Below are 23,755 nucleotides of genomic sequence, written 5' to 3' on the forward strand. Positions count from 1 at the left end.
ATCAACATCTGAAGGGGACAGAAACATAATGCGTATTAAACCCGACGATAACTGGCGCTGGTATTTCGACGATGAGCACGATCGAATGATGCTCGATTTAGCGAATGGTATGCTTTTTCGCTCTCGTTTTCCCCGACGGATGCTGACGCCGGATGCCTTTGAATCCTCTGGCTTTTGTGTTGACGATGCCGCGCTTTATTTCTCCTTTGAAGAGAAATGCCGCGACCTCGATCTCAAAAAAGAACATCGTGCCGAGCTGGTGCTTAATGCACTGGTCGCCATTCGTTTTCTGAAACCTCAAATGCCGAAAAGCTGGCACTTCACCTCGCATTCCTCCCACTGGGTGCCTATGATGGGCGATGCCGCCTGTGTATGGCTTAGCGACTCCCTGGAGCAGGTTAATTTGCTGGTGGTTGAACCTGGCGATAACGCCGCGCTCTGCCTGGTGGCTCAGCCCGGCGTAATGATTGCCGGGCGTATGATGCAGTTAGGGGATGCGATAAAAGTGATGAATGACCGACTCCGTCAGGTCGACTGCGTCAGTCACTATCTGGAGCATGCGGTTTAATTTTGCAGGCGTAGTGCTGTTTTTGGCACGCAGCTACAGCACAGGATGGTTCCGTCCTGAGCGATAGCCCCTTTCCTTAATTCGCTCACCTCTCCCTCAACCAGACGAATACGGCAGCTGCCACAGAGTCCGGCACGACAAGAGTAGGGTACGCGGATCCCCTGTTGTTCCAGTTGCTCGAGTAAGATCTGCTGATTGTTACCGCTAAACGTTTGCCCCTGCCAGTCGATATCGACCGCCGCGTTCTCCTGCTGCGCAACGGCAATATTTTCAACGACCTCACCCGCGCCATAGGGTCTGGCCGGACCGGTAGCCAGAACGGTTATCTCATCGCCCACCCGAACAACGCCGCTATTACGGGCAATCAGATTTTGGCCAAAATCGACATCGCCGTTGTCCGCCGTACGGAACGTTTGCAGGGTGGCCAGCGGTTCACCGGCGGGATGTTTCTGGCCTCGTTCGGGGCTGACGGTGGTTAATACGCAGCGGCTACAGGGTTTAACGATGTCAAAGATAACCTCGCCGATGCGGATCGTTTTCCACGTATCTTCTTCCCACGGTTGCGTGCCCGCCACCACCAGATTAGGGCGAAACTGTTCCATCTTCACCCCGGCAGAGCAGCGGTTTTGCACATCGCGCAGCGAGGCTTCACTGGTCAGCAGAAACGGAAAGCCATCGGCGAAGGACAGCGGCACCGCATCGAAGCGCTTAACGCGTCGCGTTGGCTCGGGTCCCACCCAGCGCAACTGGACCTCGCGGGCGAAAAAGCCCGAAAGCCAGCGGTTAATTTCCCCGGGAGCCACGAGTGCGGTAAAATGATTTCCCCATACTTCAGTGGGCTCGCCGTGGTCGGCAAAATCGCTAAAACGAACCAGCGCGCTGCTGCCATCAGGTGCGGTAAGATGAAGCCCGTTATGCAAAGGCGCAGGCGTAAAGCGAACCATCTGTGGAAACTGACGGGCGGTAATGAACGTGCCATCAGGTTCAGTGATCATAAAGATCCGGTCAAATGCCAGGCCGCTGATATCCGCAAGGGCATGCGTCAGGCCAATGCCGCGCATCGATTTTACCGGATGAATGAAAAGTCTGGATAACGTGGCCACAACCTGCCCCTTATGCATGAAAATAAGCCCTCAACTTTATGACATAGCGTTGAGATTGGCTATAATGCGCAACAATTTTATTAGAGTAAAAGTGACGATATGAATTCTCTGTTTGCCAGTACGGCCCGTGGGCTGGAAGAGCTGTTAAAAACTGAACTGGAAGGACTTGGTGCGGTGAATTGCCAGGTGGTCCAGGGTGGTGTCCACTTTGAAGGGGACGCGCGGCTCTTATATCAAAGCCTGATGTGGAGTCGTCTGGCGTCGCGCATCATGATGCCGCTCGGAGAATGCAGCGTTTACAGCGATCTCGACCTGTATCTCGGCGTACAGGCGATCCCGTGGACGGAAATGTTCAACCCTGAGGCGACCTTCGCGGTTCACTTCAGCGGCCTCAACGACAGCATCCGCAATAGCCAGTACGGTGCATTAAAAGTTAAAGATGCTATCGTCGATGCCTTTATGCGTAAAAACCTGCCGCGTCCGAACGTTGACCGTGAGTCTCCGGATCTGCGCATTAACGTCTGGCTGAATAAAGAGACGGCGCACATTTCTCTCGATCTGAGCGGTGACGGTCTGCACCTGCGCGGCTATCGCGATCGCACCGGCATGGCCCCCATCAAAGAAACGCTTGCCGCTGCCATCATAATGCGTTCCGGCTGGCAGCCGGGTACGCCGCTGCTGGATCCGATGTGCGGTTCGGGGACCTTGCTGATTGAAGCCGCTATGCTGGCGACGGACCGTGCGCCAGGCCTGCATCGTGGACACTGGGGCTTTGGCGGCTGGGCACAGCATGATGAAGCGCTGTGGAAAGAAGTTAAAGCCGAGGCGCAGACGCGCGCTCGTCAGGGACTGGCAGACTATGGCTCACGCTTTTATGGCTCTGACGTTGACGGCAGAGTCGTTGAGCTCGCGCGCGGCAACGCCCGCCGCGCCGGCGTTGGCGAACTGATTACCTTTGAAGCAAAAGATGTGGCGCAGCTGACCAATCCGCTGCCGAAAGGACCTTACGGCACCGTGGTCAGCAACCCGCCTTACGGCGAGCGTCTGGAGAGTGAACCTGCACTGATCGCGCTGCACAGCCTGCTGGGTCAGATCATGAAAAACCAGTTTGGCGGCTGGAATTTGTCGATGTTCAGCGCCTCGCCGGATCTGCTTAACTGCCTTCAGTTGCGTGCCGATCGCCAGTTCAAAGCCAAAAACGGCCCGCTGGACTGCGTGCAGAAAAACTATCATCTCGCCGAAACTACCGCTGAGAGTAAACCGGCCACGGTAGCGGAAGATTACGCTAACCGTCTGCGTAAAAACCTGAAGAAACTGGAAAAATGGGCGCGTCAGGAGGGGATTGAATGCTATCGCCTGTACGATGCCGACCTGCCGGAATATAACGTGGCGGTCGATCGCTACGGTGACTGGATCGTCATTCAGGAATATGCGCCGCCGAAAACCATTGACGAGCATAAAGCACGTCAGCGTCTGTTTGATATTATCGCGGCAACGATCGCTGTCCTTAATATGGCTCCGAATAAGCTGATCCTGAAAACTCGCGAACGGCAGAAAGGCAAAAATCAGTATCAAAAGCTGAGCGAGAAGGGTGACTTCCTTGAAGTGAGCGAATACAACGCGAAACTGTGGGTGAACCTGACCGACTATCTGGATACTGGCCTGTTCCTCGATCACCGCATTGCCCGCCGGATGTTGGGGCAGATGAGCAAAGGGAAAGATTTCCTCAACCTCTTCTCTTACACCGGCAGCGCCAGCGTTCACGCAGGGCTGGGCGGCGCACGCTCAACCACCACCGTTGATATGTCACGTACCTATCTGGAGTGGGCCGAACGTAACCTGCGCCTGAACGGTCTGACCGGGCGTCAGCATCGCCTGATGCAGGCCGATGTCCTGGGCTGGCTGGCCGAAACCGATGAGCAATTCGATCTGATCTTTATCGATCCGCCGACGTTCTCTAACTCTAAACGGATGGAAGAAACCTTTGACGTGCAGCGCGATCACCTGCGTCTGATGCGCGATCTCAAGCGCCTGCTGCGCAAAGGCGGCACCATCATGTTCTCTAACAACAAACGCGGTTTCCGCATGGATAACGACGGGCTGGCCGAGCTGGGACTGAAAGCACAAGAAATCACCCAAAAAACGCTGTCGCAGGACTTTGCCCGCAATCGTCAGATCCATAACTGCTGGCTGATTACCGCCGCCTGAAAGGAAAAGTAAATGTCATTAATCAGTATGCACGGTGCATGGCTGTCGTTTAGCGACTCGCCGCTGCTGGATAACGCAGAACTGCATATCGAAGATAACGAGCGCGTTTGTCTGGTTGGCCGTAACGGCGCAGGCAAATCCACGCTTATGAAAATCCTCAATCGTGAACAGGGGCTGGATGACGGTCGTATCATCTATGAGCAGGATCTTGTCGTGGCGCGTCTGCAACAGGATCCGCCGCGCAACGTGCAGGGCAGCGTCTATGATTTCGTTGCGGAAGGGATTGCAGAACAGGCGGTGTATCTCAAGCGTTACCACGATATCTCGCATCTGGTCATGACCGATCCGAGTGATAAAAATTTGCACGAGCTGGCGAAAGTGCAGGAGCAACTGGATCACCACGGCCTGTGGCAGCTTGAAAACCGCATTAATGAAGTGCTCGCGCAATTAGGCCTGGAGCCGGATACCGAGCTGGCTGCGCTCTCCGGCGGCTGGCTGCGTAAAGCGGCGCTGGGGCGGGCGCTGGTCAGCGCTCCGCGCGTTCTGCTGCTCGACGAGCCGACTAACCACCTGGATATTGAAACTATCGACTGGCTGGAGGGGTTCTTAAAATCCTTCAACGGCACGATTATTTTTATCTCCCACGACCGTTCCTTTATTCGCAATATGGCGACGCGCATTGTCGATCTCGATCGCGGCAAGCTGGTGACTTATCCAGGCAATTACGATCAGTACCTGCTGGATAAAGAAGAGGCGCTGCGCGTTGAAGAGCTACAGAATGCGGAGTTTGATCGCAAACTGGCGCTGGAAGAGGTGTGGATCCGTCAGGGTATCAAGGCGCGTCGTACCCGTAATGAAGGGCGTGTGCGGGCGCTAAAAGCGATGCGTAACGAGCGCAGCGAACGCCGTGAAGTAATGGGCAGCGCGAAGATGCAGGTTGAAGAGGCCACCCGTTCCGGGAAAATTGTCTTCGAAATTGAGCATGCTAATTACCAGGTCGACGGCAAAGTGCTGGTAAACGATTTCTCGGCCCAGGTACAGCGCAGCGACAAAATTGCCCTGATTGGGCCTAACGGCTGTGGCAAAACCACCTTGTTAAAATTGATGCTCGGTCAACTTAAGGCGGACAGCGGACGGATCCACGTCGGTACTAAGCTTGAAGTGGCGTACTTCGACCAGCACCGGGCGGAGCTCGATCCAGATAAAACGGTCATGGATAACCTCGCCGAAGGCAAACAGGAAGTGATGGTCAACGGTAAGCCGCGTCACGTGCTGGGATACCTACAGGACTTCCTGTTCCATCCAAAACGGGCGATGACGCCGGTACGGGCGCTCTCCGGCGGGGAGCGTAACCGCCTGCTGCTGGCACGGTTATTCCTCAAACCCAGCAACTTATTGATCCTCGATGAACCGACCAACGACCTCGATGTCGAAACGCTGGAACTGCTGGAAGAGTTGATCGACGGTTATCAGGGCACGGTTCTGCTGGTGAGCCACGATCGTCAGTTTGTTGATAATACCGTGACGGAGTGCTGGATCTTCGAAGGTAACGGCAAAATTGGCTGCTACGTTGGCGGCTATCACGACGCGCGCGGTCAACAATCTCAGTCGCAGACGCAGGCAAAAAAAGCGGTTGCCAGTAGCAAAGCGCCGGAGCCAGCGGCGACAAAAGCGGAAAATGTTAAGCGCGGTGGTGCAAAGTTAAGCTATAACCTACAACGTGAACTGGAACAGCTGCCGCAGAAGCTGGAGAGTCTGGAGGCGAATCTGGAGTCGCTTCAGGCTCAGGTCGCTGACGCTACGTTCTTTAACCAGCCACACGATCATACGCAAAAAGTGCTGGCGGAGATGGCCGCCGCTGAGCAGGCACTGGAAGAGGCGTTTGAGCGCTGGGAATACCTGGAAGCGCTTAAAAACGGCGCATAACCCGAGGAACGAGTATGTGTGATAGCCATCATGCTGCGAGGCATATTTTATGCCCGCAGTGTGATTTGCTGGTGGCCTTACCGCCGCTGGAACACGGTCATAAAGCCACGTGTCCACGTTGCGAAACGACCCTGACAACCGAATGGTTTGCGCCCAGGCAGCGCCCGACCGCCTACGCGTCGGTGGCGCTGTTCATGCTTTTGCTGTCAAACCTGTTCCCCTTCGTCAATATGAACGTGGCGGGCGTTAAAAGCGAAGTGACGCTGCTGGAGATCCCGCGCGTTATGTTCTCTGAAGATTACGCCAGCCTGGGGACGTTTTTTATCGTCTTCGTTCAGTTAGTCCCCGCGTTTTGTCTGATCACCATTTTACTGCTGGTGAATCGCCTTGAGATGCCGGAGCCCGTAAAGCGGCTACTGGCACGGGTGCTCTTTCAGCTTAAAAGCTGGGGTATGGCGGAGATTTTCCTCGCGGGCGTGCTGGTGAGCTTCGTTAAGCTAATGGCCTATGGCGATATTGGCATTGGCAGCAGTTTTATTCCGTGGTGCCTGTTTTGCATCGTCCAGCTGCGCGCGTTTCAGTGCGTGGATCGCCGCTGGCTGTGGGATGACATCGAACCGATGCCCGCCATTTCGCAGCCTCTGACACCGGGTGTTACGGGGATCCGTCAGGGGCTGCGTTCGTGCGCCTGCTGCACGGCGATCCTGCCCGCCGATCAAAAAACCTGCCCGCGTTGCCACACGGAGGGCCATGTGCGGCGCAAAAATAGCCTGCAATGGACGATGGCATTGCTGGTGACCTCCATCCTTCTCTATCTTCCGGCCAATATCCTGCCGATTATGATCACCGATCTGCTGGGCGATAAAATGCCGTCCACTATTCTCGCTGGCGTCGTCCTGCTGTGGAGTGAAGGGTCTTATCCGGTCGCAGGGGTCATTTTCATCGCCAGTATTATGGTGCCAACCCTGAAGATGATCGCTATTGCGTGGCTGTGTTGGGACGCCAAAGGGCATGGTCAGCGCGACCGGGAAAGAATGCACCTGATTTATGAAGTGGTGGAGTTCGTTGGCCGCTGGTCGATGATTGATGTATTTGTAATCGCAGTCCTCTCGGCGCTGGTGCGCATGGGCGGATTAATGAATATTTATCCTGCTATGGGCGCGCTCATGTTTGCGCTGGTGGTGATAATGACCATGTTCTCGGCAATGATCTTCGATCCCCGTTTGTCCTGGGATCGGGAGCCGGAAAGCAGCCATGAGGAATCGTTATAACATGGAAACAAAAAAGGGTGAGGCCCAGGTGAAGAAGGTGAAAAACTGGTCCCCGGTCTGGATATTTCCTATCGTCACTGCGCTGATTGGCGCATGGATCCTGTTTTATCACTACAGCCATCAGGGGCCAATGGTAACGCTTATCACCACCAATGCGGAAGGCATTGAAGGCGGTAAAACCACCATTAAAAGCCGCAGCGTTAACGTTGGCGTTGTCGAAAGCGCCACGCTGACCGACGATCTGACGCATGTTGAAATCAAGGCGCGGCTTAACGCTGGAATGGAAAAACTGCTGCATAAAGACTCGGTCTTTTGGGTGGTGAAACCGCAGGTCGATCGCGAAGGAATTAGCGGCCTCGGAACGCTGCTGTCAGGGGCTTACATTGAGCTTCAGCCGGGTAAAAAGGGCAGCGAGCCGGAAAACTATCAATTGCTGGATTCACCGCCGCTGGCACCGCCGGATGCGAAAGGGATCCGCGTCATTCTTGACAGTAAAAAAGCCGGACAGCTCAGCCCCGGCGATCCGGTGTTGTTCCGTGGCTACCGCGTCGGCTCTGTCGAAACCAGCACGTTCGATCCGCAGAAACGCGCCATAAGCTATCAGCTGTTTATTAATGCGCCTAACGATCGTCTGGTGACCAGTAACGTTCGCTTCTGGAAAGACAGCGGGATCGCCGTCGATCTTAACTCAGCCGGTATGCGCGTTGAGATGGGATCGCTGACCACGCTGTTTAGTGGCGGAGTAAGCTTTGACGTGCCGGAAGGACTGGAACTGGGACAACCGGTGGCGGAAAAAAGCGAATTCAATCTTTACGACAGCCAGAAAAATATTCAGGAGTCGCTGTATACCGATCACATCGATTATCTGATGTTCTTTAAAGATTCGATTCGTGGCCTTCAGCCCGGTGCGCCGGTTGAGTTCCGCGGCATCCGTCTGGGTACGGTCGGTGAAGTCCCGTTCTTTGTGCCGGGTCTGCGCCAGGCGCTGAATAACGATTACCGGATCCCGGTATTGATCCGCATCGAACCAGAACGTCTGGCCAGTCAGCTTGGCGAAAATCCGGACGTGGCGGGGCATCTGGCGGATCTGCTTAAACGCGGTCTGCGTGGCTCGCTGAAAACCGGTAATCTGGTCACTGGCGCGCTGTATGTCGATATGGACTTCTACCCCAAAGCCACACCCGTTACCGGGATGCGTGAGTTTGGCGGCTATAAAGTCATTCCGACGGAAAGCGGTGGGCTGGCGCAAATCCAGCAGCGCCTGATGGATACCCTGGATAAGATCAATAATCTGCCGCTTAATCCAATGCTTCAGCAGGCGACCAACACGCTTAGCGAAAGTCAGGCAACGCTGCGCCGCCTGCAAACGACGCTGGATAATCTTAATAAGCTGACTGCCAGTCAATCCGCGCAGGAACTGCCTGCGGATATGCAGAAAACGCTACGTGAACTCAATCGTAGTATGCAGGGCTTCCAGCCAGGCTCCGCCGCCTATAACAAAATGGTGTCGGATATGCAGCGTCTGGATCAGGTATTGCGTGAGCTACAACCGGTACTGAAAACGCTGAATGATAAGAGCAACGCGCTGGTCTTTGAAGCGAAAAGCAAAAAAGATCCTGAGCCGAAGAGGGCAAAACAATGAAAAAGTGGCTGATGGTCATAATGGTACTGGCGTTAACCGCGTGCAGCAGCAGTGAAGAGAGCAAGACCTGGTACCAGCTGCCTTCTTCACAGTTATTAACGCAGAGCGTTGCCAGCCAGGGAAATCGCCTGCTGTGGGTTGAGCAGGTGGCGGTGCCGGATTATCTCGCCGGAAACGGCGTGGTTTATCAGACCACCGATGTTCAATATGTTATCGCCACCAGTAATCTGTGGGCCAGCCCGCTGGATCAGCAGTTGCGCACCACGCTGGTGGCTAATCTGAGCAACCAGCTTCCGGGGTGGGTGGTTGCCTCGCAGCCGCTGGGCAGCGATCAGGACACGTTAAACGTGACGGTGACGGGTTTTCACGGACGCTATGACGGGCATGTCATTGTCAGCGGTGAGTGGCTGTTAAACCATCAGGGTCAGATCATTAAGCGCCCGTTCCATGTTGAACTGGCGCAGCAAAAAGATGGTTACGACGAGATGGTAAAAATGCTGGCCCAGGCATGGGGTCAGGAAGCATCGGCTATTGCCAGTGAGATTAAGCGTCTGCCATAAGTAAAATTAATACTGCTAAAGCCGCCCCGGGCATTCTGCCGGTGCGGCTTTTTTTTGCATTTATCTTCAGTCCGTTACTCGTTCTGGCTCACAGATTTTCCACAAAACAGAATTTGCATACCTCACAAATATGACATCGGTATGAAATTTGCGCATTGACGCTCAGCATTTTTCGCGGTATTCGTTAGATGTGATTGCGCGTTTAGTAATCACTGTTTTCTTTTCCACCAGACCAAAACGATGAGGGAAACGAGGCATGAAGAGACAAAAACGAGATCGCCTGGAACGGGCACATCAAAGAGGGTATCAGGCGGGTATTGCCGGACGCTCAAAAGAACTTTGCCCCTATCAGGCGCTGAATCAGAGGTCATACTGGCTTGGAGGCTGGCGAGAAGCCATGGAGGACAGGGCCGTTATCGCCTGATTCTGTCTCTTTAATAAAGAAACCTCCGCCTGGCGGAGGTTTCGCCTGTTAACCCATCAGAATGCTGAAGTGTCCTGGAACAGACCCACTTTCAACTCTTTTGCAGTATAAATCAGATGGCCGTCAACCAGCACTTCGCCATCGGCAAGGCCCATCACCAGGCGGCGGTTAACCACACGCTTGAAGTGAATACGGTAGGTGACTTTCTTCGCGGTCGGCAGGATCTGACCGGTAAATTTCACTTCACCGACACCCAGCGCGCGGCCTTTGCCTTCACCGCCGAGCCAGCCAAGATAGAACCCTACCAGTTGCCACATCGCGTCGAGGCCCAGGCAGCCAGGCATCACCGGATCGCCGATGAAATGGCAGCCGAAGAACCACAGGTCAGGATTAATATCCAGTTCGGCTTCAACATAACCTTTGTCATAGTTGCCGCCCGCTTCCGTCATTTTAACGACACGGTCCATCATCAGCATGTTGGGTGCCGGTAACTGCGGGCCTTTAGCGCCAAACAGTTCACCGCGACCAGAGGCAAGAAGGTCTTCTTTTGTATAGGATTCGCGTTTATCTACCATGTTCTCAGTAAGCCTTATTTTAGTGAAGCACGCAGGATAGCTAACACGTGTACGCTGAACAAGTCCGATCAGTTTGAACTAAATCGGTTGAACCAGCGTAACGGCCAGGGATAGCGATGACGCGCATCCGGCTGATTGGCCTGTGCTATCCGCTCCTGAATTGTTTGCAACAGCGTGGTCTGCCCTTCACCATCCCACACAAGGCGGGTTAGCAGAGGCAGCGCGTCGGTAACATCATCGACAGCCCAAATGAAAAATTGTTCCGCTTCCACAGCCTGTAATAACGCCTGCGTGAGGCTGAGGTGGCGCACGTTAGCCGCCGGAATAATGACCCCCTGGCTACCCGTCAGGCCACGCTGCTGGCAAATCGTGAAGAAACCTTCAATTTTCTCATTCAAACCGCCGACCGGCTGGACGCGACCAAACTGGTCTACCGAGCCGGTAATGGCAATACTTTGATTAATCGGCGCGCAGGCCAGGGCGCTAATCAGCGCGCACAGTTCGGCCAGCGAGGCGCTGTCGCCATCGACCTCACTATACGATTGTTCGAAGGTGAGCGACGCCGAGAAGGGAATCTGCTGGTCAAGCTCAAGCTCGGTCATCAAAAACGCCTGCATAATCATCATGCCTTTAGCATGAATGTTGCCGCCCAGCTCCGCTTTGCGCTCGATATCGGTAAACTCGCCGTCGCCGACATGGACTACACAGCTAATACGCGAAGGTTCACCAAAGGCGCGCGGATGCCCCGGAAACTCAACCACCGACAGGGCGTTGATTTGTCCAACCTGTTCACCCTCAGTTTCGATGAGGATTTGCTCAAGCAGGATCTCATCCTGGATGCGCTCGGCCAGGAAACCTTCCCGCCACTCACGCTGGGTCAGCATGACCTGAAGCTGTTCCGCCGTAAACGTCGACGCTTCGGTAAAGGCAGCCGCTTCACGCAGCTGACGTGCAATCCACAACGGGCAGAGCGGCAGAGTGTCCTGATCGCCGGTATATCGCACGGCTTCACGGACGAAAATGGGCCAGGCATCAGCAGCCGGTTTCGGCAGCTGATAATAATCCGCCACCTGGTAAATCCAGCGGCACCATCGCTGCATATCATCGGCATCGGCGACCTGGAAATTATCTTCAAATTCGCTGTAGATGGCGTTGGCAGTCAGCTCTGGCTCCATCTCCTGAAAATCAGCCAGCGAGTCTCGCTCGCCCACGAGGATCACTTTTAAGGAGAGCGGCATAGACGGCACGCTGACCGGCAGGGGACGTGACTCGTCAAAAGCCACCCAGTCAAAGCGCTGGAGGGCGACAATCATTTTCAGACGCATCCATAACAGGGGCTGGGTTAACAGCGTGCGCAGGGAGACCATCAGCACACCGCCGTTTGCCTGATGTACCAGGCCCGGATGCAGGCTTACTTCGCCATTAAACTGGCGCACGCAGCCAAAAAGCTGTTCCGCTTCAACCCAGTCGGCACAAATGATTTTACCCGTGCCGGCAAAGTTGTCGTCCGGGGACTGCGCAGGGTGTAGCGTAATATGGTGTCGATCAATCTGATAGCGAACACCGGTAAGTTGTTCTTCCGGCGGGCAGAGTTCACGGGCCGTTGCCGCCAGCAGATGCAGGTACTCGGTTTCTTCTGGTGCTTTCACCAGCATAAAGGAGGATACCGACAGCGGACGAAGCAACTGCTCAAGCGCATAGAGCAGACGGTCCTGGGTGCCGTTCAACAGCGTGTCGTCAACAGATGCGAAATCAGGCTGTGCAAACACATTCTGATAGCTTTCGGTATCAGGCGTAAGATCGCGCCAGGCAAGTTTATTTATGGTCAAAGTCGATATTTTTAGTCAGATTCAAAGCGCGCGATTATACCGCATGCAGCAGGTGAGCACACGGATAATAGATAATCAACGTGCGGTTAAACTCATTTCGAATTAGGGCCTGCGATTTCTGCTCAGCACAACGCAAAAAAACTGTTATCCTGAATGAGTTACACGGTCACATTGAGATCGCGATGAAATATCAACAACTGGAAAATCTTGAGAGCGGCTGGAAGTGGAAATACCTGGTGAAAAAACACCGGGAGGGTGAGTTGATCACCCGTTATATTGAATCCAGCGCCGCCAGAGAAGCCGTCGATGTCTTGCTGAAGCTCGAAAATGAACCCGTTCAGGTGAACGACTGGATTGAGCAGCATATCAATCCGGATTTGTTGAACCGCATGAAGCAAACGATCCGCGCGCGGCGCAAGCGGCACTTTAATGCCGAGCATCAGCACACGCGCAAAAAATCCATCGATCTGGAGTTTGCCGTCTGGCAGCGTCTGGCGGGTCTGGCTCAGCGTCGGGGTAAAACGCTATCCGAAACGATTGTGCAGCTGATTGAGGATGCGGAGAATAAAGAGAAGTATGCCACGCAAATGAGCAGCCTGAAGAGCGATCTTAAAGCGCTATTGGGTAAAGAGTGAGTGCAAACTGTGCGAAAGACATAAAAAAAACCCCGCAGCGCGGGGTTTTTTATTGGACGATAACTTAAGCCTGCGGCTGAGTTACAACGTCTTTGATACCTTTAACTTCGATCTCAACGCGACGATCCGGTGCCAGGCAGTCGATCAGCGCAGCACGAGCTTTCACGTTGTCACAGGTGTTGCCGGTAACCGGGTTAGATTCACCCATACCACGTGCGGAGATCTTGTTGGACGGGATACCTTTAGAGATCAGGTAGTCAACAACAGACTGAGCACGTTTCTCGGACAGACCCTGGTTGTAAGCGTCAGAACCGATACGGTCGGTGAAGCCCAGAACCACGACAGAACCATCTTTCGGATCCAGGTTGCTCAGCTGGGAGTACATCTGATCCAGCGCCTGCTGACCTTCCGGTTTCAGGGTAGCTTTGTTGAAGTTGAACAGAACGTCAGACTTCAGCGTGAAGTGTTTGGTCTGTACTTCTGGAGCCGGAGCCGGAGCCGGTGCAACTACCGGTGCAGCTTCTTCCTGACCAAAGCGGTAGGAAACACCTACGCTCAGCAGGCCGTTGTCCGGACGAGTACCAACGGTGTTAGCGTCGCCGATGTTGTTGGTCCACTGGTATTCCAGACGGGTAGCAACATCACGAGTCACAGCCCACTCCAGACCACCAGCGAATACCGGAGAAACGCCAGTATCGTGATCTTTGAAGGTGTCGCCGCTTACGCGAGACTGAGCTTTAGCATCTGCACGCCAAACCATACCACCCAGACGAGTATAGATGTCCAGGTCGTCAGCTACCGGGTAGCTCAGTTTGGTGGTCAGCTGGATGCCCTGTGCTTTGAAAGCACCGTTTACGTTGTCGCCTTTATAAGGCATACGGCCTAACCAGTCGTAACCCAGTTCGAAACCAACGTACGGGTTAACCTGGTAACCACCGAAAGCGCCAGCGCCAAGCTGGTTTTCGTGGGTCGGGCCATCATTCGGGATAAAACCGGTGTCATGGTACTGAGACCAGCCCAGTTTAGCACCAGTATACCAGGTTTCGTCTTTCGGAGCGGCTTGCGCTACGGTAGCGAAGCCAGCCAGTGCCACTGCAATCGCGATAGCTGTCTTTTTCATTTTTTGCGCCTCGTTATCATCCAAAAATCGCCATGAATATTCAAAGAAACTCACGGTTAAATCCTTCACCGGGGGCGCGACTTATTAATTACGCTGCCGTTATTAACGGCTTAAGACGAGCACCCCTGGCGATGTAAAGTCTACAACGTAGTTGGAAACTTACAAGTGTGAACTCTGTCAGGCATATGAAAAAAAAAGGTTGCTGAACATAATATGAAACATTTGTGTGTCATTTTTGGACTGGAGACAATGCGGGAAACCGCACCAGACAAGCTTTGTCGCGAAATTTGCTAGTACAATAAAAAGGTTGCCAACAATTTAAAATATTTGCCAGGAAAATTCTTAATTGCGATTAATGATACAAATTTGAGTGAATTTTTAACCCACTTGAGTGTCTGCCGTTACGATCCCCCCCTCGAATGGGACGCATAACAAACCCCATCGCATGACCTTCTTCTGCTGCCTGCGCCAAAAGTGAATATTCATCAGGCGTTAACTCTTCAGATAACCAACCAATCACCACGCTGTAGTTTCCGGTGCGTAATGCGCGGATCATGGACGCCAGCGTATTGCACGGAGACAGCTGGTTAATCTGCATAACTTTAGTCAGGGGGAGACCCGCCGCCTGAACCCACTCACGGCTCAGCTTTTGTTGAGGGGTGAGCCAAAGCTGCCAGCGAGATTGTTGGCCCAGCTGCTGTAGCAGAGGCAATAGCAGAAGTTGCGTCATCATGGGCTGGTCTTCGTGATAGACAATTTCGCTGATAAGACCCATTGAGGATGGCTCAGTCGCGGAGTAAGCCCCGGCGGTAGACGTTGTCGAAAATGAAGAGGTACGATTTGCATGACCTGAAGTGTACATAATCAATCCAGCCCTGTGAGTTACTGTATGCATATACAGTACCCCTGCCACGTATAAAGATCAACCTCATTTTCTGAAAGCGACTCGCAAATTTGAACTTCAGTTCTGTAGATTGTGAAATTCATCTTGCCGCGAGACGTGAAGTTGCCTATTTTCCTGATTAGCGGATCCGTTAGTAAAATTTATAGTTTATATACATGATTTTTAAGGAATAATCATGAGCAATATCTCATACAAACGGATTTATCAGTCGCAAGAATATCTTTCGCCGCTGGGAACTGTCCGCTATCGGGCGCTGTTTGGCGGATATAGTCTGGCGATAGATAACACGGTCTTTGCGATGGTGGCTGAAGGGGATTTGTACCTGCGAGTTTGTGAACAAAGTGCACCCTATCGGGTTAATCATCCCACCTCGTTACTTACGCTTCAGAAAAGGGGGCGTCCGATCCTGCTGAATTATTACCGGGTTGACGACGCGCTCTGGAGCGACCGCCAGACGCTTTTGCACCTAAGTTCATTCTCACTTCAGGCCGCGCAACAGGAAAAAGTTCGCCGCGGGGGCATCAAAAGATTGAAGGACCTGCCGAATATTACCTTTCATCTTGAAATGCTGCTGATGGAGGTGGGGATCCGTACCGAAGAAGACCTGCGTGCGCTGGGCGCAGAACTGGCGTGGTTAAAGATAAGGGAAAAGAAACGGTATCTGTCGGTCAGGCTGCTTTATGCACTGGAAGGCGCTATCGCCGGTATGCACGAAGCCATGCTTACCGTGCAACGACGTCAACAGCTGACGGACTGGTTTAATACGTTGCCAGAACTCAGCAATGATTAACGGCTAGCCTGGCCTGTATTGACACGGTGATCGGCAATCGTTGCGGGCGGCATGCGTCAGGGGTGCCGCCCTTTAAGGCTACCCGCGCGTTTTATTAATATTGGGTGCTGCTGTAAGTGAACGATCCGGGGACAACGCGCTGTGGATCGTAGGTTTCCAGTAGTTTGACGTATCGCGCTTTGTAATCATTATCCACCTTAAGCTGCGGGATGACCGTGGAGGCTTCATTTAAGAAATGCAGTGAATCCCGGCCCATCGCCACGCCGCGTCGGGTATGCTTATCCAGCGCAATATCGGGGATCACCGGCAGCTCTCCCATGGCCACGCTTTTAATGATGATGTTCTTCAGCAAATCACTGGAGCGGTCTTTCTCGCTGCTGCATAAAACACGAATGGCGTGGATAAAAAAGATGGGCTGATCGCCATCATCATAAGGAAAGTTTTTACGCATTTCGCACAGATTCTGAACCAGCCCTGCCGCATCCAGATTACCAAAACCGATATCCTCAACCGAAATAGCCAGCAGCCTGCGCCACAGCTTATCCAGCAGCAGGGGAGAGGTAATGTACAGCTCGTAAGCAAATCGACAGGCGTCTTCGACCAGACCGCGACGGATGGACTTCTGTAGCGCCGAGATGATCTCATCCGCTGGAAAATCATTTTTGGTTTTTAATTCAGACCAAATATTGTAGGCCATTGTTTTTTTCCTCTTATCTTTGAGTAAATTCCATCAGCTCTTTTACACCTTCGAGGCCGCGTTCTCTTTCCTCAACTCCTCCGCTTCCATCGCTTTAAAGAAGGGATAGTAGAACGCCGTCATGAGAAGCAGACACACCGCGACCAGGAGCACTGCTTTGATATCCAGCGTCATCAAAAAAGCACCGACGCCAGGCGGCAGGAAGCCTGGCGGCTCGGCTATCGGGTGACCAACAAGGCCTGTACTTATCGCAAAGTAACACATGCAGGTCACTACCAGCGGACCGAAGACAAAGGGAATAAATAGCCAGGGGTTCAGTATGATCGGTGTGCCAAAAATGACCGGTTCATTGATGCCAAAACAGGACGGTACGATGGCCGCTTTGCCCATTGAACTTAGGTTTTTCGAGCGGGAAAAAAACATCAGGAGCACCAGGCCGAGCGTCAGGCCAGAGCCCGACACCTGAAGCAGAGCGTAGTAGTAGCCAAAGGTAAAATAATGCTCGACCGGTTGCCCTGCACCGTAGGCGGCAATATTCGCCGCGCCATAGGTTACGGCAAAAGGGACCCAGACGGCGGAAGTGATTGCCGGCCCATGAAGCCCGAAAAACCACAATAGCTGAGTCAGGAAAATAATAATCAGCATCGCCGGTAAGGTATCCATTGAATTAACGGCCGGTGCCAGAATGGTCATTAGCCATTGTGGGAAAGGTTGCCCGGTTAATGAGACAATACCCACTGAAACCGCCGCCGCTAAAATAACGGTGACAATTAATGGCAGCAGGGCTAAAAAACTTTCCATCACCATCGGCGGTACGCTGTCAGGCATTTTAATAACCAGCTTACGCTGGATCATAATACGGGTAATTTCAACCGTAACGATGGCGGAAACAATACTGGTGAAAAGACCTTCAGCCCCGAGATAAGCGGTGCTTAAATTACCGTCAGTAATGGCAGCACTTAACATGACATGCATAATAATAGTGGAAATGCCGGTAATCAGTGACGAAATACCATAAAGTTTCGCCAGAGCATTGGCGATAAAAAAGGCAGCGTAGAGTGAAATCAGCCCGGTCGTAAACTGGCTGGCCAGCGTCAGGCCGTGCAGATGCGCGCCGATAAAGTCTGCCGCCGGGCCTGTGCCCAACAGATTTTTAATGGCAATAGGTAATAACGAGAATGAACCCACAATGATAACGGGAATGATAGCAATCATGCCATCTTTAATCGCCTGTAAGTGTTTTTGCTGCGCAATCTTATTGGCAACCGGCACGAGAAATTTTTGTAATGTTTCCTGGAATGCTGACAAACTCATATTAAATCCTTTTATAAAGACGCTTTCCCATTCACTCAATGTATTATTATTGTAAACGTGTTTTCTCTGTATACCGAAGGAGCGGAAATTTTGCAAATGATAATGCAGATGCCGTCCATAAAAGGATCGCCGTGATAAATACGCTGTTGTATTGTTAAAATAGAGAAATGAAAACGACGTAAATTTAATTTTCCTAGTCGGTTTGTTATTGGCCTTTTCGCATAAGGTGAATCATCAATGTTATTAATGCGATTAAGTTTGGTGGCAGGTTATATTAAGCGTGTTCACGCGCCTGACCGGAAAATGTCAGGCGCGGATCGACGGCTATTGAGAAGGCGGCGTAACCTGTTGCTGCAAGCGATTAATCTCAGGAAGCAACGCAATGAGCAGCCCAATCTGTTGCAGAACCAGCGGCTCGGTGCTGCGGGTATGAGGCTCCAGATGGTGAATACGCCGGGTGAGATCGTCCAGCGCCTGACGCACGCGGGGTTCGTCGTCCGGCGCATGGTGAAAGGCATCATCAACGTAACATACCGCGTCATCCAGTAGCGCCAGCACCTCGTCGCTGCTTAACTTCTCGCGATGTGCCCCCAGCGCCGAAATATAGCTGGTAAAGGTATGATTAAGGCACAGCAGCCGGAAGGCGTTTTCCCGCAGCTCAGCGGAGGCGTCGGGTTCGGTTGACATATTTGACACCACCGACGCCAGTTCCGCGTTGCGGTTGTAAGCGTCACGGCGCGCAATGCGGTAGGCCAGACGGTTATCACGGCCCTGATGGTATTGCTCAAGAATGGCATCGAGATAGCGGCAGTTGGCGTTAATCGACTGCTCCAGCACGCGCGGCAGATTACGAAACCGCCAGTCTGGCCAGATAAAGCTCACCGCCGCCCAGGCGATAGCACAGCCGATAAGCGTATCGAAAATGCGCGGCAGGGCGACCTCAAATCCTTCACCGAGCAGGTTAAAGCACAGCAGGACCAGCAGGGTAATAAACATCGTCGCATGGGCATACTGCACATTTCGAAAGGCAAAAAACAGGACGCCGGTCAGCACGATCAGAATCAGTTGCCCTTCAATCGACGGCACGAAAAACAGTACCGGCAGGCCAATCGCCACGCCAATGATGGTGCCGATGACCCGCAGCGCCAGCCGGTGACGCGTGGCGTTGTAGTTTGGCTGGCAGACGAACAGGCTGGTCAATAAGATCCAGTAGCCATGATGCAGGCCGGTAAACTGGATAAATGCATAACCGACACACAGCACCAGCGACATGCGGACAGCATGGCGAAATAGCGCGGCCTCTGGCGTGAAGTTGCGGGCTAATCGCGTGCGAATATCGCTGAAGCCGTGCAGTCGGTCATCGGCCAGCAGATTTTCGGTCTCATTGTGGGATTGCGGCTGCGGCTGCCCGGATTCAATGGTCGCCAGCTGCGCATCAATCGCCCGCAGGTTATTGAGCAGAAAGCCCAGCGCCTTGACCTGATCGTCCGGCACGCCCGAGGCGCGTACCCGATCCAGGGCGGCATCAAGATGGATAAACGCTTTTTCGAAACGCGGATCGTGCTGCCACGGCGTGCGCATGCGAATAGCCTGGGCGAGATGCTGACAAGCCTGCGCCTGCATCGACAGCAGCCGCTGGAAACGAAACATCACATCGCTGTAGCGAAAACTGTCGCGCAGCGTCTGATACTGAATGTGCGAGGAGCTGGCGCGCTCGTGGATGTCCTGAGCGACGAAATAATAGTGCAGTGTTTGCCGCGTGCCGCGCTGTCCCCGGTCGCCACGCAGGCGAGTCAGCAGTGAGGCTTTGGTTTGATTTAAGGTCGAGATCAGTTGCCCGTTGGCCAGTGCCAGATCGTACATCGGGGCCTGGCTTTCCTCTTCGATATCCGGATCGAACAGCCGGGACTTCAGCTCCAGATAGTGCGCTAACTGCTCGTAACTGCGGGCGAGGTTATCCTGCAATGGCCGGATGGGGAAAATAAGGTGCCCGCTGAGCGTCAACAGGTTATACCAGACGGCTCCCGCCAGCAGCAGTAGCGGTTGCTGATACCAGTGTTCGTACAGCGACACGCCAAGCATGGTGTAGATGGCAATTAATAGCGCGCCAAAGGCAATAGTGGCATAGCGCTGCCCCAGCCCGCCTAACAGAATAAAACTGCTGGTGGAGATGGTCAGGCCAATTGCAAACAGCCACGGCCAGTCAAATAACAGTTCCACTGACGCGGAGGCGATAAAAAAGCTCACCAGGGTGATCGCCAGATTACGCAGCCGCCCGGTAAGCCGGTCATCAAGATCAGCCAGCGCCGCTGCCACCACGCCCAGCGTCAGTGGGATGGTCAATTTAACCTCTCCCAACCACCAGGGCAGAGAGACGGTGCCGCACAGGGCGATAAAGATCCTGACGTTATAAAGCCAGACGCTGTTGCCGGTAAAACGGCGTATCAGAGGGCTGAGCATAGCGTTAGCGATCCTGTGCTGAAAGCGAGGTTGCAGGCCAAAGGAGGGCAACTACAGCCTCTCCCGGAACAAAATTGAGGATATTCAGGACGGTGCACATACAGCCTCAGTAAAACTATGGGAATAATCGTTCCCGATGATTGTAACGTTTTTTTGGCTGGAGCACCCGGTATCTGACGGTTAAACTGGGTGACAACAGGTATTGTCAGGGTCGAACGTCGCATGGAACTGAAAGCCACATCGCTGGGCAAACGCATGGCGCAGCATCCCTATGATCGGGTGGAAATTCTGCACGCCGGGGTGAAAGTCTCTGGGGAACGTCATGAATATCTTATTCCTTTCAATCAGTTAATCTCAGTTCGCTGTAAGCGCGGCCTGGTCTGGGGCGAACTGGAATTTGTGCTGCCGGAAGATAAAGTGGTGCGCCTGCATGGGACCGAGTGGAGTGAAACGCAGCGCTTCCACAGCCATCTGATTTCGCTCTGGGACGCGTGGAGCGCGCAGATGAGCGAGATTGCCGCTCAGGTGCTTAACGAACAATTAGACGACATTGCCCGCAGCAGCGGTGAAGGCAAATGGCTGACGCGTCAGCAGACGCAGGGGCTTCAGCAGCAGATCCGTAACGCGCTTGATGCCTTGCCGGTGCCCACCAGCCGTCTTGATAGCTTTGATAACTGCCGTGAGCCGTGGCGGCAGTGTCAGGCATGGCTGAAAGATAGTGAAAGCTGCCGCCTGGCGCATAACCAGACCTTCACCGACACCATGCTCAGCCAGTATGCAGACTTCTTTGAGCAGGTAGAAAGCTCTCCGCTGAATCCGGCGCAGGCACGGGCGGTGGTGAATGGCGAACAATCATTACTGGTATTAGCCGGGGCGGGGAGCGGTAAAACCTCGGTATTGGTGGCGCGGGCCGGTTGGCTGCTGGCGCGCGGTGAGGCCGCGGCGGATCAAATATTGCTGCTGGCGTTTGGTCGCAAGGCCGCTGAAGAGATGGATGAGCGCATCCGCGAACGACTACATACCGAAGAGATTTCCGCGCGCACTTTTCATTCGCTGGCGCTGCATATTATCCGCCAGGGAAGCAAAAAGGTTCCGCAAGTCAGCAAGCTGGAGAACGATTCATCTGCACGCCAGAAGTTGTTTACCGACGCCTGGCAGCAGCAGTGTCAGGAGAAAAAAGCCCAGGCTAAAGGCTGGCGGCAGTGGCTGGAAGAGGAAATGGCGTGGGAGCTACCGGAAGGCAGCTTCTGGAATGACAAAAGCGTGCTGCGGCGGATGGGGAGCCGTCTTGACCGCTGGGTAAGCCTGATGCGGATGCACGGCGGGGCGCAGACAGACATGATCGCCGCTGCGCCAGAGGAGGTGCGCGATCTGTTTAGCCGTCGTATTAAGCTGATGGCCCCGTTGCTGAAAGCGTGGAAGACAGCGCTGAAAGCAGAGAACGCGGTGGATTTCTCGGGGCTGATCCATCAGGCCATCAACATCCTGGAAAAAGGGCGTTTCGTTAGCCCGTGGAAGCACATCCTGGTCGATGAGTTTCAGGATATCTCGCCGCAACGCGCTGCATTGTTGGCGGCATTACGCAAGCAAAACTCGCAAACGACGCTGTTTGCAGTCGGTGACGACTGGCAGGCTATCTATCGTTTCAGCGGTGCGCAAATGACCTTAACTACCGCCTTTAATCACTACTTCGGTGAAGGGGATCGCTGCGCGCTGGATACCACTTATCGCTTTAACGGACGTATCGGTGAGGTTGCCAACCGTTTTATCCAGCAAAACCCGCACCAGCTTAAAAAACCGCTTCACAGCCTGAAGACGGGCGATAAAAAAGCGGTCACGCTAATGGCGGAAGAGCAGCTTGATGCACTGCTGGACAAGCTCAGCGGCTATGCCACACCGCAAGAGCGGATCCTGCTGCTGGCACGCTACCATCATCTGAAACCGACGGTTCTGGAAAAGGCTGCTACCCGCTGGCCAAACCTGGATTTACGGTTTATGACCATTCATGCCAGTAAAGGCCAGCAGGCAGATTACGTGATTATTCTCGGGCTTGAGGAGGGGCAGGAGGGTTTTCCGGCACCCGCACGCGAGTCGGTGATGGAGCAGGCGCTGCTTCCCCAGCCAGAGGATTACCCCGATGCGGAAGAGCGTCGTCTGCTGTACGTGGCGATTACCCGGGCACGTCAGCGCGTCTGGTTACTGTTTAATAAAGACCGGCCGTCCAGCTTTGTTGAGGCATTAAAGCAGCTTGACGTACCGGTCGCGCGAAAACCCTGAGGGCCTATTGCAGGCGTTCGGCAAGATAGCGTTGATAATCGGGGATCAGAATATCAATGCTGTCGCTGAATTGCGGCGACTGAATAATAAAATCGGCGGTCGAGACATTGGTCGCCACCGGAATGTTCCAGACCGTTGCCAGGCGCAACAGCGCCTTCACGTCCGGATCGTGCGGCACGGCGTTTAACGGGTCCCAGAGAAAAATCAGTACGTCAATTTTGCTTTCCGCAATCATCGCGCCGACCTGCTGATCGCCGCCCATCGGGCCGCTGAGCATGGCATTAACCTCAAGCCCGGTTGCCCGCTGGATCAGATTACCCGTCGTCCCGGTGGCATATAAAACGTGCTGCTCCAGCAGAGGCTGGTGGCGCTGCACCCATTTCATCAACGTGGTTTTGCAATGGTCGTGGGCCACCAGCGCAATATGCTTACGCGGCGGGAGAGAGCGTGTTGTGAGTTCCATGGTAAATATCCGTAGTGTAATTTGCTTACAGAGTACTGAAAGTGATTGCGGCTGCAAGCCACACCGTCAAAAAATGTGAATTATTCGAAGCAGCGATTTTCAGACGTCTCCCTGGGGGTTTTGTAGTGGCTCTGCCAGGATTATCGTACACTGGCTGAAACTGCCCGGAGGATAAGATGAAAGAGCACGATATTGCAGGCATTCTGACGTCAACACATACCATCGCGCTGGTGGGCGCGAGCGATAAGCCCGACCGGCCCAGCTATCGGGTCATGAAATATCTGCTGGACCAGGGTTATCACGTTATTCCGGTCTCACCTAAAGTGGCGGGAAGTACACTTCTGGGGCAGCAAGGCTATGCAACACTGGCCGATGTGCCGGAGAAAATCGATATGGTCGATGTTTTCCGTAATTCAGAAGCCGCATGGGGCGTCGCGCAGGAGGCCATCGCCGTGGGGGCCAAAACCCTGTGGCTACAGTTGGGTGTAATTAACGAACAGGCGGCGGTGCTGGCACGCGATGCTGGTCTGAACGTGGTGATGGATCGCTGCCCGGCGATTGAAATTCCTCGCCTGGGCCTGGCGAAATAAGTAAAAAGCCCGCCGCGGTGTGAACCGGGCGGGCTTTTTCATATACGGAGTTTAGTGGCAAAGTCGGGGCGACTGAAGCTGGCGACGGATGGTGCGGGACAGTTCGTCCATCGAAGGCTGTTCCGGGTGCTCCTCCAGCATCTCACCGCTAAGCTGCGCTTCGGCGAGATAGGTATGCACTGGCTGGCCGCTGTCGTCTTCCATTACCACATGATACCAGGGCGCGGCGCGAAGCTCGTCATTGACCGCAAGTTCTTCAGGTGCTGGCTCTTCAAGGGAATACTCAGCATCGACATCCACAATAACGCCCAGATAGCCCAGCAGGGTGTGGCGAACCTGCTGACCAATGCCATATTTGCTGGCAATCATTGTCACCTCCAGGGGAAAATTGCTCTACAG

The 23,755-nt window shown here is 53.8% G+C and carries 21 protein-coding genes; 11 read left to right on the plus strand and 10 right to left on the minus strand.

Features of this window, described 5'->3' with window-relative positions; translation table 11 throughout:
- Positions 1-28 precede the first annotated feature (28 nt).
- Positions 29-568, plus strand: a complete 540-nt coding sequence (zapC, locus tag INT84_RS03435; RefSeq protein ID WP_194205627.1) for a cell division protein ZapC — start codon at positions 29-31, stop codon at positions 566-568.
- On the opposite strand, the gene INT84_RS03440 is transcribed toward zapC, so the two are convergent.
- The gene (locus INT84_RS03440; protein ID WP_194205628.1) at positions 565-1,671 is read right to left on the minus strand and encodes a YcbX family protein; all 1,107 of its coding nucleotides are present in this window, start codon (positions 1,669-1,671) and stop codon (positions 565-567) included. The two genes, zapC and INT84_RS03440, sit on opposite strands and share 4 nt — an antisense overlap.
- Before the next feature lie 99 nt (positions 1,672-1,770).
- On the opposite strand from INT84_RS03440, the gene rlmKL reads away from it, so the two are divergent.
- From rlmKL to rmf, 6 genes are all read left to right on the plus strand, one after another.
- Positions 1,771-3,879 carry a bifunctional 23S rRNA (guanine(2069)-N(7))-methyltransferase RlmK/23S rRNA (guanine(2445)-N(2))-methyltransferase RlmL gene (rlmKL, locus tag INT84_RS03445; RefSeq protein WP_176920672.1) on the plus strand — a complete coding sequence of 703 codons (2,109 nt, stop codon included), beginning with the start codon at positions 1,771-1,773 and terminating at the stop codon, positions 3,877-3,879.
- A 12-nt stretch (positions 3,880-3,891) separates the two neighbouring features.
- Entirely contained in the window at positions 3,892-5,805 is a 1,914-nt protein-coding gene (locus INT84_RS03450) for an ABC transporter ATP-binding protein (RefSeq protein WP_194205629.1), read from the plus strand.
- Between the two features lie 14 nt (positions 5,806-5,819).
- Positions 5,820-7,076 carry a membrane integrity-associated transporter subunit PqiA gene (pqiA, locus tag INT84_RS03455; protein WP_194205630.1) on the plus strand — a complete coding sequence of 419 codons (1,257 nt, stop codon included), beginning with the start codon at positions 5,820-5,822 and terminating at the stop codon, positions 7,074-7,076.
- 1 nt (position 7,077) lies between these two features.
- Positions 7,078-8,718 carry an intermembrane transport protein PqiB gene (gene pqiB / locus INT84_RS03460; RefSeq protein ID WP_194205631.1) on the plus strand — a complete coding sequence of 547 codons (1,641 nt, stop codon included), beginning with the start codon at positions 7,078-7,080 and terminating at the stop codon, positions 8,716-8,718.
- The gene (pqiC, locus tag INT84_RS03465) at positions 8,715-9,278 is read left to right on the plus strand and encodes a membrane integrity-associated transporter subunit PqiC (RefSeq protein ID WP_194205632.1); all 564 of its coding nucleotides are present in this window, start codon (positions 8,715-8,717) and stop codon (positions 9,276-9,278) included. The genes pqiB and pqiC overlap by 4 nt, the downstream gene beginning before the upstream one ends.
- Positions 9,279-9,534: 256 nt before the next feature.
- Positions 9,535-9,702, plus strand: a complete 168-nt coding sequence (rmf, locus tag INT84_RS03470) for a ribosome modulation factor (RefSeq protein WP_103675379.1) — start codon at positions 9,535-9,537, stop codon at positions 9,700-9,702.
- 56 nt (positions 9,703-9,758) lie between these two features.
- Here the strand turns inward: rmf and fabA are convergent, their stop codons facing one another.
- Both fabA and INT84_RS03480 read right to left on the minus strand, forming a co-directional pair.
- Positions 9,759-10,277 (minus strand): bifunctional 3-hydroxydecanoyl-ACP dehydratase/trans-2-decenoyl-ACP isomerase, encoded by a 519-nt coding sequence (fabA, locus tag INT84_RS03475; protein WP_194205633.1) that lies wholly within the window; start codon positions 10,275-10,277, stop codon positions 9,759-9,761.
- 68 nt (positions 10,278-10,345) lie between these two features.
- Positions 10,346-12,106, minus strand: a complete 1,761-nt coding sequence (locus INT84_RS03480) for a Lon protease family protein (RefSeq protein WP_194205634.1) — start codon at positions 12,104-12,106, stop codon at positions 10,346-10,348.
- Positions 12,107-12,288: 182 nt separating this feature from the next.
- Between INT84_RS03480 and matP the strand changes: the two genes are divergently transcribed.
- The gene (gene matP / locus INT84_RS03485; protein ID WP_176920679.1) at positions 12,289-12,741 is read left to right on the plus strand and encodes a macrodomain Ter protein MatP; all 453 of its coding nucleotides are present in this window, start codon (positions 12,289-12,291) and stop codon (positions 12,739-12,741) included.
- 64 nt (positions 12,742-12,805) lie between these two features.
- On the opposite strand, the gene ompA is transcribed toward matP, so the two are convergent.
- Together ompA and sulA are read right to left on the minus strand one after the other, a co-directional pair.
- Entirely contained in the window at positions 12,806-13,861 is a 1,056-nt protein-coding gene (ompA, locus tag INT84_RS03490) for a porin OmpA (RefSeq protein WP_176920680.1), read from the minus strand.
- Positions 13,862-14,213: 352 nt separating this feature from the next.
- On the minus strand, positions 14,214-14,723 hold the full coding sequence (gene sulA / locus INT84_RS03495; protein WP_194205635.1) for an SOS-induced cell division inhibitor SulA: 510 nt from the start codon (positions 14,721-14,723) through the stop codon (positions 14,214-14,216).
- Between the two features lie 217 nt (positions 14,724-14,940).
- Here sulA and INT84_RS03500 point away from each other — a divergent pair, with 217 nt between their 5' ends.
- The gene (locus INT84_RS03500) at positions 14,941-15,555 is read left to right on the plus strand and encodes a TfoX/Sxy family DNA transformation protein (RefSeq protein WP_194205636.1); all 615 of its coding nucleotides are present in this window, start codon (positions 14,941-14,943) and stop codon (positions 15,553-15,555) included.
- A 94-nt stretch (positions 15,556-15,649) separates the two neighbouring features.
- On the opposite strand, the gene INT84_RS03505 is transcribed toward INT84_RS03500, so the two are convergent.
- The 3 genes from INT84_RS03505 to yccS form a co-directional block, all read right to left on the minus strand.
- Complete coding sequence (locus tag INT84_RS03505; protein ID WP_194205637.1) at positions 15,650-16,252, minus strand: hypothetical protein; 603 nt, start codon at positions 16,250-16,252, stop codon at positions 15,650-15,652.
- A gap of 42 nt (positions 16,253-16,294) precedes the next feature.
- Positions 16,295-17,566, minus strand: coding sequence for a PTS sugar transporter subunit IIC (locus INT84_RS03510; RefSeq protein WP_194205638.1), 1,272 nt, complete (start codon positions 17,564-17,566; stop codon positions 16,295-16,297).
- A gap of 324 nt (positions 17,567-17,890) precedes the next feature.
- Positions 17,891-20,026, minus strand: coding sequence for a YccS family putative transporter (gene yccS / locus INT84_RS03515; protein WP_194205639.1), 2,136 nt, complete (start codon positions 20,024-20,026; stop codon positions 17,891-17,893).
- Positions 20,027-20,248: 222 nt separating this feature from the next.
- On the opposite strand from yccS, the gene helD reads away from it, so the two are divergent.
- A complete protein-coding gene (helD, locus tag INT84_RS03520; RefSeq protein ID WP_194206104.1) occupies positions 20,249-22,303 on the plus strand; it encodes a DNA helicase IV in 2,055 nt (684 codons plus the stop codon).
- 4 nt (positions 22,304-22,307) lie between these two features.
- On the opposite strand, the gene mgsA is transcribed toward helD, so the two are convergent.
- Complete coding sequence (gene mgsA / locus INT84_RS03525) at positions 22,308-22,766, minus strand: methylglyoxal synthase (protein ID WP_176920687.1); 459 nt, start codon at positions 22,764-22,766, stop codon at positions 22,308-22,310.
- 176 nt (positions 22,767-22,942) lie between these two features.
- Here mgsA and INT84_RS03530 point away from each other — a divergent pair, with 176 nt between their 5' ends.
- Positions 22,943-23,356: a CoA-binding protein gene (locus tag INT84_RS03530; RefSeq protein WP_176920688.1), complete on the plus strand. Its 414-nt coding sequence runs from the start codon at positions 22,943-22,945 to the stop codon at positions 23,354-23,356.
- Between the two features lie 51 nt (positions 23,357-23,407).
- Here the strand turns inward: INT84_RS03530 and hspQ are convergent, their stop codons facing one another.
- Positions 23,408-23,725, minus strand: a complete 318-nt coding sequence (gene hspQ, locus INT84_RS03535) for a heat shock protein HspQ (protein WP_176920689.1) — start codon at positions 23,723-23,725, stop codon at positions 23,408-23,410.
- Positions 23,726-23,755: the final 30 nt, after the last annotated feature.

Origin of the sequence: Superficieibacter sp. 1612_C1, from assembly GCF_015234305.1 — a bacterium.
In the GTDB taxonomy this organism is placed as follows: Bacteria; Pseudomonadota; Gammaproteobacteria; order Enterobacterales; family Enterobacteriaceae; genus Superficieibacter.